This window comes from Rossellomorea sedimentorum (assembly GCF_046237645.1).
GTDB lineage: Bacteria > Bacillota > Bacilli > Bacillales > Bacillaceae_B > Rossellomorea > Rossellomorea sedimentorum.
In genome coordinates, this window is the sequence record NZ_CP143546.1 from 2,261,860 (window position 1) to 2,274,669 (window position 12,810).

13 protein-coding genes are annotated in these 12,810 nt (G+C 41.5%); 4 read left to right on the forward strand and 9 right to left on the reverse strand.

The genetic code is table 11. From position 1 onward, the window contains the following. Positions 1-69 precede the first annotated feature (69 nt). Positions 70-540: an SRPBCC family protein gene (locus V1502_RS11155; protein WP_409250723.1), complete on the reverse strand. Its 471-nt coding sequence runs from the start codon at positions 538-540 to the stop codon at positions 70-72. A 231-nt stretch (positions 541-771) separates the two neighbouring features. Continuing rightward, complete coding sequence (locus V1502_RS11160; RefSeq protein ID WP_409250724.1) at positions 772-1,707, reverse strand: phosphotransferase family protein; 936 nt, start codon at positions 1,705-1,707, stop codon at positions 772-774. 244 nt (positions 1,708-1,951) lie between these two features. On the opposite strand from V1502_RS11160, the gene V1502_RS11165 reads away from it, so the two are divergent. Next, positions 1,952-2,398 carry a CHRD domain-containing protein gene (locus V1502_RS11165; protein WP_409250725.1) on the forward strand — a complete coding sequence of 149 codons (447 nt, stop codon included), beginning with the start codon at positions 1,952-1,954 and terminating at the stop codon, positions 2,396-2,398. A gap of 54 nt (positions 2,399-2,452) precedes the next feature. Here V1502_RS11165 and V1502_RS11170 read toward each other — a convergent pair whose 3' ends face one another. From V1502_RS11170 to V1502_RS11195, 6 genes are all read right to left on the reverse strand, one after another. Beyond that, positions 2,453-2,632, reverse strand: coding sequence for a hypothetical protein (locus V1502_RS11170; protein WP_409250726.1), 180 nt, complete (start codon positions 2,630-2,632; stop codon positions 2,453-2,455). Between the two features lie 223 nt (positions 2,633-2,855). Then, positions 2,856-3,371, reverse strand: a complete 516-nt coding sequence (locus V1502_RS11175) for a DinB family protein (protein ID WP_409250727.1) — start codon at positions 3,369-3,371, stop codon at positions 2,856-2,858. Between the two features lie 114 nt (positions 3,372-3,485). Then, the gene (locus V1502_RS11180; protein ID WP_409250728.1) at positions 3,486-4,043 is read right to left on the reverse strand and encodes a DUF5694 domain-containing protein; all 558 of its coding nucleotides are present in this window, start codon (positions 4,041-4,043) and stop codon (positions 3,486-3,488) included. A gap of 258 nt (positions 4,044-4,301) precedes the next feature. Further along, positions 4,302-5,204 carry a multicopper oxidase family protein gene (locus tag V1502_RS11185; RefSeq protein ID WP_409250729.1) on the reverse strand — a complete coding sequence of 301 codons (903 nt, stop codon included), beginning with the start codon at positions 5,202-5,204 and terminating at the stop codon, positions 4,302-4,304. Between the two features lie 685 nt (positions 5,205-5,889). Next, positions 5,890-7,329 carry an MATE family efflux transporter gene (locus tag V1502_RS11190; RefSeq protein ID WP_409250730.1) on the reverse strand — a complete coding sequence of 480 codons (1,440 nt, stop codon included), beginning with the start codon at positions 7,327-7,329 and terminating at the stop codon, positions 5,890-5,892. 59 nt (positions 7,330-7,388) lie between these two features. After that, positions 7,389-8,135 (reverse strand): hypothetical protein, encoded by a 747-nt coding sequence (locus tag V1502_RS11195; protein ID WP_409250731.1) that lies wholly within the window; start codon positions 8,133-8,135, stop codon positions 7,389-7,391. 298 nt (positions 8,136-8,433) lie between these two features. On the opposite strand from V1502_RS11195, the gene V1502_RS11200 reads away from it, so the two are divergent. The 3 genes from V1502_RS11200 to V1502_RS11210 all read left to right on the forward strand — a co-directional run bounded on the left by V1502_RS11200 (position 8,434) and on the right by V1502_RS11210 (position 11,149). Next, the gene (locus V1502_RS11200; RefSeq protein WP_409250732.1) at positions 8,434-9,960 is read left to right on the forward strand and encodes an FAD-dependent oxidoreductase; all 1,527 of its coding nucleotides are present in this window, start codon (positions 8,434-8,436) and stop codon (positions 9,958-9,960) included. Positions 9,961-10,158: 198 nt separating this feature from the next. Continuing rightward, positions 10,159-10,722, forward strand: a complete 564-nt coding sequence (locus tag V1502_RS11205) for a TVP38/TMEM64 family protein (RefSeq protein WP_409250733.1) — start codon at positions 10,159-10,161, stop codon at positions 10,720-10,722. A 58-nt stretch (positions 10,723-10,780) separates the two neighbouring features. Continuing rightward, positions 10,781-11,149 (forward strand): hypothetical protein, encoded by a 369-nt coding sequence (locus tag V1502_RS11210; protein WP_409250734.1) that lies wholly within the window; start codon positions 10,781-10,783, stop codon positions 11,147-11,149. Positions 11,150-11,968: 819 nt separating this feature from the next. Here V1502_RS11210 and V1502_RS11215 read toward each other — a convergent pair. Beyond that, positions 11,969-12,547, reverse strand: a complete 579-nt coding sequence (locus tag V1502_RS11215) for a YdhK family protein (RefSeq protein WP_409250735.1) — start codon at positions 12,545-12,547, stop codon at positions 11,969-11,971. Between the last annotated feature and the right edge of the window lie 263 nt (positions 12,548-12,810).

Consider the following 12,810-nt stretch of genomic DNA (forward strand, 5'->3'; position numbering starts at 1 on the left):
TTACTTGTGGGGTGCAAACATCAAACACACCGACTTAATCACAACGAAGGTTTCTTCTAAACTTATGTTTTAGACCTTCGTTAAACTCTTCTTCTCCAAATAGTCCTTCAAGGAGTCCAAATCCTTCGCACATGCCTTTTTAAATGGCCCGACCATTAGTTTTCCGAACCATTTTGACAAGCCGTTCAATCCTCGGATTTCCCCCAGCAGTGTCACTTCTGTTCCGTCCCCAGCTGAAAAAAGTTCATATGTAAAAAGAAATTCTCCCTTGCCTGTTGTTCCTTTCGTTCCGTCACAGCGCACCACAATTTTATCAGATTGCTTCAATTCAGCCACTTCAAAGAATTCTGTTGCCTCTTTCCCGAACATCTTTCGTGTTTCCTTCCACTGACTTCCTTCTGTCAAAGGACCTTCATCCAATCTTTCCATTCTCACTAACCCCTGCATCCACTGCTGGGCTGCTTCCAGATCAAGCAGCGCTTCATATGCTTCCTGCTTGGATACTGGCAAGGTCTTCTTCACTTCAAATTGAATCCCCATAGCCTGCCTCCTTCAATTGCTTCTTCCCTATTATATTAGACAATCTGTCGGGATTCCCTTCTTTAGCTTTTGTTTCCCTTATCAAACTTATACTCTTCCAAATTCACCTTGAGAATCGAGTATCAGTTACACACCCAGCTTGGTTGCCGACCATAGCGTCGATTCATAAAACAACCTCAGCCTGGAGATTTACCTGGCTGAAGTTACTCCTAGATTCACAAATCAACCATCTTAAAGTTTCGGTGTTTCCAAAGTAATGACCCTTCTTACTTCCCCAATTTTAAAAGAAACAATTTGCCTAATCCGTTCTTCAGTAGCAAACCCTTGAAAAAACTTCTCGATCTCCCAGGCCAGCATCATGGTCGTGTGGTCAATGTATAGATAAAAAAAATCGCTCTTATAGTCTTCATCCGGAACATTCACGCCTCTTTTTTCAATAAGAACCTTATAAGAATCGTAAATGTATTGAATCAAATTAGAGTTATAACAGTCTTGGCATAAAATCGTAATGTCCCTTAAGGGAGACCCTAAAGCAGCCCATTCCCAATCAACCAGCCAGATCTCCTCGTCTTTTAAAAAAATATTTTCCAAATGTGGATCTCCATGAGTAAGGGTAAGTGGGATTCTTGGGTTATATTCACTTAGACCTAATTGATGGTAGGCATCGTTTATGATCTCCATCCAGCCTGATTCAGCCCAGTTAATTTCTAGATGCAGCCGTTTTAGTTGACTCAAACACCACTCGTACCACTCCAAAGTCAGTTGATGTGTCGGAATCCCATTGGTAATCTCGTTAAAATTGTTACTATGTAATTCTGCTAGCCTTTCCAAGATTTTTTTAATTAACTCTATCTTTCGTTGAAAAGGTGATAGACCGAATTCCTGTTTCAAAGGATTACCTAAATCCTCCATAAGAATTGCTTGAGGTTGAGAATCCCATAATGCCTCCTTTTTAGAGAAGGGTTTAATATAGTTTTCTAATACCCTGTATATATCGACTTCATTGCTGCGATCCTCTGCAAATTCTTTATAAATAAAGCTGGACCTGTGCCCATCAAGATGCAGCGCTTCTATTCTATATACATTACCCGCATGCGCACCGCTAATGAGCGTCTTGTTGACTAACCTTAAATTTCTCTCACGTAACCTCTGCTCTAAATGTGTCAAACTAGCCTCCTTTTAACTCAATCACCATGGTGAAATTTGGGCACACCCTTCCAAGGCTAAAAAAGAATTTTCTAACTCTAATTATATCAAATATCCTTTTATCAACCTGGTTTCCTTTTTAAGAAGGTTATTTAGTAGCATTCTCCGCAATATATGGATTTTTGAATGGATATGATTGTTTCACCCATACAAGCCTGCCTCACGAAACATACAATATAACAGCTTAGTGCAGGAGGTGAGATTAATGGAAAAATTCATCGCGAAGCTTCGAGGGCGAAATGAAGTGCCTCCAGTGGATACAGATGCCTTTGGTGTCGCAAAATTCATATCTAATAAGGATTGCACAAAGATTAAATTCTTTCTCAAAGTAGAAGATATCGATAATTTCGTCCAAGCCCATATCCACTTTGGACGCAGAGGAGCAAATGGTCCCGTGCTCGCTTTTCTTTTCGGAGCAGACTTAGCGACTCTGGAAGAACAAAATGGCATTTCAACCCGCCGCGGAATCGTTACAGGTGTTATTACAGATAAGGATATCGTGGACAACAATGTGGGGGTTGATGACGTAGAAGATCTGATTGAACTTATGGAAGATGAACTCACTTATGTGAACGTTCATACAGAACAAAATCCAGCTGGGGAAATCAGGGGACAAATCATCCCACTTCGACGACGCCGGAGAAGATACTAGTACCCTACAAAAGCAAAATGGGCTTCTTTTTCAAGAAGCCTCCTTAAAATTCAACTATACATATACAATGGCAGATACCAACAGGCCCAGCGCAAGACTAATGACGGCCCCTTTCTTGGCTTGCCCTGCGAGATGGTCATTCCCCTCTTTCAAATACTGAAAAAAGCTCAGCGTAAAATATAAACACACTGCCATCAGGACAGCTGATGTGATTCCCGAAAATGTAACAGCCATGGGATCCCTCCTTATTTTTAGTAGTTTGATAAAATATTATCCGTTTCTTTCATGGGAGGTGCCCTTTAAATTTGCTTCTTTGGCTCAAAGAATGATCGCTTTATGACTGGGATTTCTAAGTTTTTGGTCTATTCCTAAATGATCACCAAAAATTAAACCACTTTCCCGTGCATTGACCTGTACAATAAAACCACCACTAAATGGAACTAACTCCCTAAATTCATCACCCGTGCAATAGCTGACGCTTAATGGCTCGGATTTGCCCCCGGTGATTGATTTCATCTTCAAACACATGAAACCAAAGATAATAGTGATTATAAGGGACACCATGGCCCCATTCTTTTTCTTGCAGCAGCCACTCATCATTGAGTTGTTTCAGCTGACGAATGGTGTTTTCCCTTACGTGGGACAACTCTTTTAAATAGATTTCAACAGGATGGTTTTGAATCGCTTTAGCGTTCTCCCCAAGTTCAAGAGCCGTTTTCCATCGCTCCAGCTCTTCGGCATTCAAGTCACGGCCTTCAAATGACACCACCTGATGAACATATTCAATAGAAGCAATATGTAAAAGCAGCGCGCCAATCGAGTTTGCGTCTTGATCCACTCTGTAATCCAATTCACCTTGGCTCAGGCCTTTAATTTCTTCCAGCGTGACGGCCCTTGTATGTTCCAGCATGGAGACGAGTTCGCCTATTTTTTCTGTAAACCCCTCAACACTCTTGATTCTATAATCGATCATGTACCCAACCTCCCATCAAGTCTAGTTAAAAGGCTATCAAAAAATCAGAAGAAAAACAGACTGATATTGACTGGATAGATATGGTACGATAGAATTAGCATCCCCTATTCCCTTTCAATCCGCAAAAGGAAGAATCACATCCCAGCCATTTTTCTCAAAAAGCATTTTCAGGCTCCATAAATGATCGCTTCCTATTAAAAGCAAGATTCTCTCATCAGACGCATCATCCGTTATGTCGATAATATTTTTAAAAATCATCATTTCCCTTTCCAGCCACTTATTTAAAAATTCGATTCCAATCCTTCCGCCATTTTCATCCTGCACACAGGCAAACGACCAATACAACTCCTCCATTTGTGCTATTAACCTTTCATTATTTAACTCTTGGTAGGAAGTCAATAAAGGAGATCCCTTACTAATTGAAGGAATGGTTTCCTGCAGTGAAGCGACTTTTTTTAGGACTTCTGGATATGTATTTAGGATGGTATTATGTAACTTCCCCATGTCTTCATTCGTCATGCGACCTTCCCAATTGACTGCATAAACCTTGTCATGACCCAATTTATCGGCCAACCTGAAACCAATTTGCTGAATTTCGTGAATATCATAACAACCTTGAGACTTGTGATACTTCTCATTGAGTTCTATGTGTTTGGCTTTATCCCATTCCACTGCTATTTTCCCAGGTTTCAAACAGGATAAAAACTCAACAACCTCTATCACTTCTTTTTCTTTCTTTTTTATCTCTTCCGCTTCTTGTTCAAAGTGAAATGTCCCTATCAGGATAACTTCCTTCTTCAGTTCCCTCTCCCCCTATTTGCAAACTGTAAAAAAATCTACTACATGATTATTTCACAATGTTCTCATGGACTCAAAAGTTAATAAACACAAAAAGCCCTGTGCAGATGCACAGGACGATTCCGAGAATAATTACGTTTTGTATACCAACTTTGTTATCATCCCGCCAGGAGCCGAACCGTTATTGGTTTGATGAAAAGTTTTAGTACCATTTATCGGGAATGTTCCCGGATTATTTGACAGGCAATCGATTTCAATCCGTTGACCGGAAGCCACATTGATTGTGTCGTCATACATGTTATATCGTGGAAATCCGTTGACCGTGGTCACTTGGAAGTCATGACCGTGGACATGCATGGAGTGAGACGCACTTGACTTATTGATAAATCTCATCCGAATCTTTCGACCATACTTCGTATACAAGGCTTCCGTTTCCGGAAAAGCTTTCCCATTAATGGTGAAAAAGTTGGGATTGGTGTCAAATTGTTTGGGTTTATAGGTGCCTGGTGTGACCTTCCCTATTTCGTTTTGAGGAAGATCCCACTGCTGAAGGACCAGTACATAATCACGATAGGGCATATTGACATCCAGTTTGTTGGTTTCTCTCGGCAAGATCACCAGCGGACCCAGCAATCCTTGCACAATCTGAGCTGGATCGGATGCATGATAAAAGAAGGTCCCTGCCTGCCATGCCTGAAATTTATATACATAACTCTCCCCCGGGTGGATGACTGGCGTTGATGGCTCGATTTCCGGCATCCCATCCTGTGATTCCGGCTTGGAGAGCCCATGCACATGCAGAGCACTTGGTTTATCCATCTTATTGACAAATTCGATCATAATCGTTTCCCCTTGCTCAAAAACCAGCAGGGGTCCTGGAATTTCACCGTTGAAACCCAAACCTTCTATTGCCACGTCTTTCAATATATGATGTTTTACTGGGCCGGCTGTAAGCTTATAATAACGTGCGTTGTTAATTTTTTGATAAGGAGCCTTCTTTCCGTTGGGCATCTTTAATCTTTTTTCCCACTCCATAAGTTCCTCCCCTTTTACTTGTCGCATAAGATAAATACAATGTATGCGTCTCCTATTAGGATTATGTAATAAGAAAAAACATAAAACGAAACACACCTATTATGAGTGAGTAATTCACTTTAAAGGTACAAACATAAGAATTCATAGTCTTTAGCATACGTTTTTGCAATACTGAAATATATTTAGCTGTCTTTTGATTTACGTGGCGAATTCACTTGCAGAAAGGTGTAAAAAAAACCATAACGGATTTTATCCACTCTGGTTGTACAATGGGCGATTCTATTTTACGGGCCCATTCCACCAAAGAAGCAAGGACCAAAATAGTAAACGGCATATCATAAGGGGAAAAATTCCCCTTATAGAAGAATTGTCGAAGAAAATGGGTCAAATAAGGGGAAAATCTTCCGCTATTTTTTATAAAAACATAAAAATTGGATTACTGAGCATACTTAACGGTGAAATCTCCCCTTATTTATCTCTCTCCAGCTAAATTCTGCAGTTTAGCGGGAAAAATCCCCCTTATTTTAAGTCCTCTTTCTCTTCCTTGGTAAAAGAGATGTAACTTGTGATTTTTATAACGAATTCATAGTAAAAAAGCAGTCCGTTTTGGACTGCTTTTTCCAGTTATGCACCCGAAAACTGAAATCCTTACTATAATGATAAATGTGTCTCTTTTAAAAAATATTTAATAATTATTCGCACACGCAGACATGTTCTCTTTTGAAGTCTGAGGGTGGCAATGAGATTCTGGTTCAGGTGCTTTTTCGAGCGCCATCCATTTTCCTCTTTGAAATTGAATGACAAGAACGACGGCCCTTACTGCAATATCTATTCCGATGGCAATCCATACGCCGGCAAGTCCCCAGTCAAGCGTGATGGCGAGTACATACACAAGGAGTGTGCGGATCGCCCACATCCCGACAGCCGTCAGGTACATTGGAAACTTTGTGTTATTCGCACCTTGAAAGGCACCGGTCATGATGAGTAATACTGCAAGGAACGGCTGGAACACACCTGAAATCTTCAATGCCGTCCCGATATCGTTGATGACCTCCTGATCTTCGGTGAAGAAGCTGCCAGCCCAGTCGCCAAAGAAGAAGAGGACGGCACCTAGAACCGCCATGAACCCAAATGCCAGGTATGCAGAAAGTTTCGTGTAGATCCTGGCTTCTTCATGATTCCCGGCCCCAATATGCTGACCGACGAGGATGGTCGCCGCTGTGGCTATGCCGTATCCGATCATGTAGGAAAACACTTCAACATTCCCGGCAATTTGGTGGGCAGCAAAGGCGTTGGTCCCCAAGGCGACGACAAAGCCGAAATAGACAATCTGCCCCGCTCTCATGACCAGTCGTTCCCCTGCAGCCGGGGCTCCGAGTGTCGTCAGTTCCATTAAGTGGCCTTTATCTAACTTCCAGTAATCCCTGCGGAACTTTAAGATGGCTGTTCGGTTGATAAAGTAGAACAGAAGGACGCTTCCTACGGCCCTTGAGATGACGGTGGCCAATGCGGCTCCGGTTATTCCCAGTTCAGGGATGAACATGAATCCAAAGATCAGGACATAATCCAGACCGGCATTGACAATATTGATGATAATGCTGGTGATCATAGGGGACCTGGTATCTCCCGCGCCCCTTAATATCGCACTCAGGACAAACATCAGGGACATGAAAATCGAAGGAATCCCGACGATTCGGAAATATAGGGCACCCTGCTGGAGAACTTCATCCTCGATGCCCATTAACCTTAATAAAGGTTCTGCGAATAGCAGCGTGATGACACCTGTTAAGAGGCCAAAGATAACAGACAGCACGATCGACTGCTGAGATATATGGCGCGCTTTTTCCTCAAAACCGGCTCCGCGGAAGTTCGCGATACGGACATTGGCAGCAACCCCAATGGCCATGAACAAAGCAAAGTAGATAGCCAGCACTGCGTTCGTAACCCCGACGGCAGATACGGCTGAAAGGCCTATTTTTGAAACGAAGTATGTATCTACGAATCCTAAAACGGTCTGAAAAAGATTTTCGATTACTGCCGGAACCGCCAACACGATGATTAACTTTAATCGAGCAGAGGTCGTATCGGCATTAATGACTTTTTCCGTTTCAATTTTTTGTTTCATTGTTTCTTCTCCTTTCTTATAGAATTGGAAGCACACGATTGAAATCGTGTGCCTGTAGTTCACCCTGAAATAGTTAATAAAAATGGAACAGTGTATAAATCACCCTTATACTTAAACTGCCCCCATACCTTATACTTACCCGCAAAAGGGAAAGTTACAGCATAGGTTACTTCCGGTCCGGTTGATTTTTCATTTATCGGGTGAACATGCAAAAACTCTTCCTGCTTTTCACTGACGATGACGACATGCCCTGCAGATCCGAGATAGGGTTCCAGTGCATTTATGGGCTGCCCTGTTTCTCCATCGCTGACCGAAAAAGTCATTTGATCCTGCTGGTTGGCTTGCTTATGATCCAGTTCGAGTCTAAAACTTAAATCCCCGATGGTCTTCTCTTCAGAAAAGTCATCCTCTTCAGTTGCTTCTCCTTTATTACCTTCGACCTCGATGGTATGGGTAGTGATTTGCTGTCCTTTTCCTTCGGGTTGAAAGTCTGCATAAATCTTGTAAACACCTGCTTTTTCAAACTCCACAACGGTTTTAAATTGTCCTTCACCGATATATTCAGGATGAAGATGCATGAACTCTGACAGGTCTTCGCTGATCAGAAGCATGTGCATCTCCTTTTCGTGTACTAAGGCGAACTTAGTTGAAGGTGAACCGTCCTCATTTTTTACCGAAAGAACAATTTCTGCCTCTTGATCGGTGTTTACCGGGGCAGGATTCACATCCCATGTCGTTTTAACCCCTCCCTCTGCATTCTGCATATGCATGTGTGCATCATGATGGTGAGAATGATGATTTTCCATTGATAACATACTCCTTTCGATTTATAAATTTGCAATTTCTCTTGGTTCCGCAGCATCCCTACAAGGAAGATCAGGATGCCCTTTCTGGTACTCCTGAACTAGTAGGATTCCCATAAAGTTTGCAGAATCTATGAAGATTTCAAAAAACATTTGCTCAATCCCTTTTGAAAAAGATTTGATCCTCCCAATTGCTAGATCTCACCAGTCATGAATCTAGTAAACTGTCCATAAAGTGTTTCTATTTTTCTCAAATGGGAAAAGGAAAAAAATACAATAATGATTATCTGGAGGGATACGAATGACTATCAATAAATTGCCGGATGAATCCAGTTCCTACTGGCTGGAAACAGCAGACCTCCCTTCCTTTGAACCACTGAGGGGAAACTTAGAGACAGAAGCCATCATCGTGGGGGCAGGCATTGCAGGACTGACGACTGCATACTTATTGGCTCAACAAGGAATCAAAGTAACGGTACTTGAAGCAGAGCGTATAGTCAGCAGGACGACCGGGAATACAACCGCAAAGCTGACAGCGCAGCATCACCTCTTGTATGACCACCTTTTCCAAGAATTCGGGGAGGATAAAGCAAGGCTCTATTACAAGGCCAACCAGGAGGCAGTGGATTACATTCGCGAGCTTATTCATGAAAATGGGATCGACTGTGGATTCAGTACACAGGACGCTTATGTTTATGCGAGGTCGGCTGAAGAGAAAAAAGAGTTGGAAAAAGAGTTCGAAGCCTATCAAAAACTAGGGATAGACGGTAACTTGGAAAAAGATATTCCTTTAGACTTGGAAGTAGAAGCATCACTGATCATGCATAACCAGGCCCAGTTTCATCCTGTAAAATATTTAAATTACCTGGTGGAGGAAATTCTTCGTGCAGGCGGTAAAATCTTCGAAAATACACGGGTGACTGATATTGATCATGGAAAGCACCCAGCAGTAGAAACAGCAGAGGGACACAAAGTTCAAGGTCGTTATGTGGCCGTCTGTTCTCATTTCCCTTTTTATGATAAGGATGGATTCTACTTTGCCCGAATGAAAGTCCAACGCTCCTATTTGCTGGCCGCAAAAGCAATGAAACCGCTGCCGGAGGGAATGTTTATCAGTGCTGAAAAGCCCGGTTATTCTTTGCGCTCCACCAAAGAAAATCATGACCAGATCATCTTTATCGGCGGACAGGGCCATTCTGCGGGGCATAAGGAAGATACCATGGACAGCTATGAAAAGCTTTATAAGTTTGGAAATGAGATGTTTGATATAGAAGAGGTTTTATATCGATGGTCGTCACAGGATCAAATCCCACTCGACAGAGTTCCCTATATCGGAAAATATTCAATGCTGCATGACAATATTTTTGTAGCAACCGGTTTCCAGAAATGGGGTATGAGCAATGGAACATTGGCCGGCATGATCATCCGGGATCATATCCTGGACAGAGAAAACTCATATTCCGAATTGTTTTCTCCCGGCAGGCATGACATGGTCCACCACATGAAAAAAACAGCCAAAATGGGCCAGCACAGTGCAAAAATGATGGTGGAAGATAAAATGGATAAACCGGATAAGTCAGTGGATGACCTCGGTGCTGATGAAGGAGCAATTGTAACCTTGAATGGCAAAAGAACCGGAGCTTATAAGGATAAGTCGGGAACGATTCATCTTGTGGACACCACCTGTACGCACATGGGCTGCGAAGTAAGATGGAATAATGGTGAACGGTCTTGGGACTGTCCCTGCCACGGATCCCGATTTCAATATGACGGTGAAGTAATCGAAGGCCCGACGACAAAGCCATTGAAAACACTTGATAATGAGTAAAAAGCTTACTATTTTAGGAGAACAATATCCTTTATGTCAGATAAATCGGGAACTCTCATTTAATGGGGGTTCCCTTCTTCCATTCATCCCTTATGTACCCTCAGCAATTATTTCCCCCCATCACCTAAAGACTGTGATATTATTCAAGATAATGAAATCGCGCAATCAACCTACAATTTTACATCAAAGGTGAGTATCTTGGAATTTACGTTAACGGAATGGCTGGGTTCCTCCACTGAACCCGCTGCCATTATCATCAGTGTACTTTTAAATATCATCATCAGTATCCTTGGATTCATTCCAAGTGCTTTCTTAACTGCTGCCAATCTTAAGATTTTCGGTTTTGAGTATGGATTGATTATTTCATTTGCCGGTGAAGCCCTGGGTGCAATTATCAGTTTCATTTTATACCGGAAAGGAATTAAAAAGTTCATAAGCAGTGAACGCATGCAGCATAAATACCTTCTAAGATTAGGGCACTCCACGGGAACAGAGGCTTTTTTCCTTGTATTTGCCCTAAGGCTGTTTCCTTTGATGCCCTCGGGATTGGTTACGTTATCCGGGGCGTTCAGCAAAATGGGCATCTTTAATTTTGCCATTGCCAGTTCGCTTGGCAAGGTCCCTTCCATTCTAATAGAAGCGTACTCAATACAGGAAGTGCTGATTATGAGCGGTAAAGGAAAAATGATCTTATTACTAATTTCCTTCGTTATGTTAGTCTCTTTAGTGTTAAAAATCAAAAAATCCGGGAACAAAAATTAAAACTACACATACCCTTTAAACATAAATTAGATTTTTCAATTGAAAGAAGGTGGCCATCATGTGTGTATCTGATAATATTTTTGAAAAACAAGCTTATCTCATTCTCAAACAGATGGCTGACTCCCCTATCTACAAGCCTGTTAAATTACAGTTGAGCGGCGGGGAAACCATTGACTTTCTAAATTGGGAAAGAGAGTACAATCAACCTTCCATGGCACTTATTAAAAAAGTGATCGTAGAGGATCAAAATGGAAGTCAATTTTCAGTAGACCCTGACGAAGCCGGTCTGAAATTCACCAACGGCGAGATTGGTTTTGAGGATTACCAGAAAATAAAAAGAACCGATACCAAGAAACTTTTCACCATTTTTTCCATTTCGATTGGGTCGATTTTGGGAGTGGGAATCGCGCTTACAAATATATTGTAGTAATTACAAAGGAAAGCATCTGCATGTCCCTTAAGTAGTTCAGTTTTTGTGGAGAAACACTGTAAATGACATATGAGTTAGCATACCTTTTTGCCATAAGACGAATGGCTGTTTTATCAATGTTTATAAGGTAGTAATACTAAAATAGCTTAACAATTAGCACCCCAAATAACACCTTGACAATATACATTTTCATCGTGCTATTCAGGGTGCTATTTACTTACTATTTGGTCTGCTCTAAGTAATGATAGCAGCGGATAGTAGAGTGAGTAACCAGTGATAGAAAAATAAGGGGAGATTTTACCGTTAATGCAGATTAGAAATGGTTTTTGGGGAAAATAAGGGGAATTTTTCCCTCAATACAAAGTAAAACTGCCTGTTTTCATGTTTTTAGAGTCAAATAAGGGGAATTTCTCCCTCTATTTAAGCTGTTTTCAGTACTAATTGCCAATTAAGGGGAGTTTTTCCCTCTATTAAATTTCAATTAGAAGGGAACTGATTTCCCATCGGCTGTTCAACCATTCAACAATTGAGTGCACCAATTGAATTAGAAAAACATATTTACAAGCTTGGGATATCCCAAGCTTTTTTGGTTTGTTAATTCAGGTTTTATTTACGTTATGAAAACCTATGTTATTTAGGCTGCGATTTTAAGTTCTCTCCACATTATCTGAACTACTTCCATGTCCCTGCAGATGCTTTTTTCTTTGTATTGAAAATTATAAAAATCTTTGAGTGTGGATGAATCCAGCTCCAGCACCTAGCCCCCCTGAGCCATATACCTGTCAGGGCTGGTCAAGGCGCTTGCGCTTTTGTTCTTTAATCAACCGGAGACAGTTCATCCTCCGTCACCCATAAGTGATTCTCCACTTTTTCACTTCCATCTAACGGCGTAAAGTCTATCACATAGACGGTCATTTGTTCGGCAGTATCCACCACCGCCTTTGCCCCTTGCATGCCTTCCATGTGCTCAGCTTCAATCGTGACTTCATCACCTGGCTTAAACGATTTCTTGTCAGCATCCTTCAGTTCCTCATGTACAACCCATTCATGTTGTTCTACTCTATCTCCGCCTGTCACAGGGTTATATGACACCCTGTAAACGGTTGTATCATAGGCAGCGGCAACGGTTGCTTCTGCTCCCTCCATTCCCGGCAGATGACCTTTTTCTATTATGACTGTACTGCCCGCCTGGTACTTGGGATTCTTTGCTTCTTTCATTTCCTCTGGTACTTCACCGGAACCTTTATGCTCACCTTCTCCATGAGCACCGTGATCCTCCTCGGAACTTTTACCAGACTCAGTACCGCTTCCTGAATTGCCTGGCTGATTGTCTATACTGCAAGCAGCTAATGTAACAATAAGTAATGCCGCGAATAACCAAATGATTTTTTTCATTTTTCTTTCCTCCTCTGATTTTTGATTATTACAGGAATTTGTGCAAAATATATGATGAAAATGAGCAAACCAAAAATATTTTTTTTGTTGTTCAGACGTCATCCCTGCATAGACTTAAATTCTCTTTTTTGATAGTCCTTCTTAAGCATTACCCTTTACGTGTAAAAGTGAAAAGTAGTAAGCGTCCAAAATTTGAAGTTCCCCGCCCCTGATGCTATCGTTTAATTAAACATAGCTACTGCAAACATTCTTCATAATTATAC

What these genes read in the sequence shown, in the direction of transcription:
- V1502_RS11155 (WP_409250723.1), bottom strand. Translation starts at nt 540, where the DNA reads ATGGGGATTCAATTTGAAGTGAAGAAGACCTTGCCAGTATCCAAGCAG.
- V1502_RS11165 (WP_409250725.1), top strand. Translation starts at nt 1,952, where the DNA reads ATGGAAAAATTCATCGCGAAGCTTCGAGGGCGAAATGAAGTGCCTCCA.
- V1502_RS11170 (WP_409250726.1), bottom strand. Translation starts at nt 2,632, where the DNA reads ATGGCTGTTACATTTTCGGGAATCACATCAGCTGTCCTGATGGCAGTG.
- V1502_RS11175 (WP_409250727.1), bottom strand. Translation starts at nt 3,371, where the DNA reads ATGATCGATTATAGAATCAAGAGTGTTGAGGGGTTTACAGAAAAAATA.
- V1502_RS11185 (WP_409250729.1), bottom strand. Translation starts at nt 5,204, where the DNA reads ATGGAGTGGGAAAAAAGATTAAAGATGCCCAACGGAAAGAAGGCTCCT.
- V1502_RS11190 (WP_409250730.1), bottom strand. Translation starts at nt 7,329, where the DNA reads ATGAAACAAAAAATTGAAACGGAAAAAGTCATTAATGCCGATACGACC.
- V1502_RS11195 (WP_409250731.1), bottom strand. Translation starts at nt 8,135, where the DNA reads ATGGAAAATCATCATTCTCACCATCATGATGCACACATGCATATGCAG.
- V1502_RS11200 (WP_409250732.1), top strand. Translation starts at nt 8,434, where the DNA reads ATGACTATCAATAAATTGCCGGATGAATCCAGTTCCTACTGGCTGGAA.
- V1502_RS11210 (WP_409250734.1), top strand. Translation starts at nt 10,781, where the DNA reads ATGTGTGTATCTGATAATATTTTTGAAAAACAAGCTTATCTCATTCTC.
- V1502_RS11215 (WP_409250735.1), bottom strand. Translation starts at nt 12,547, where the DNA reads ATGAAAAAAATCATTTGGTTATTCGCGGCATTACTTATTGTTACATTA.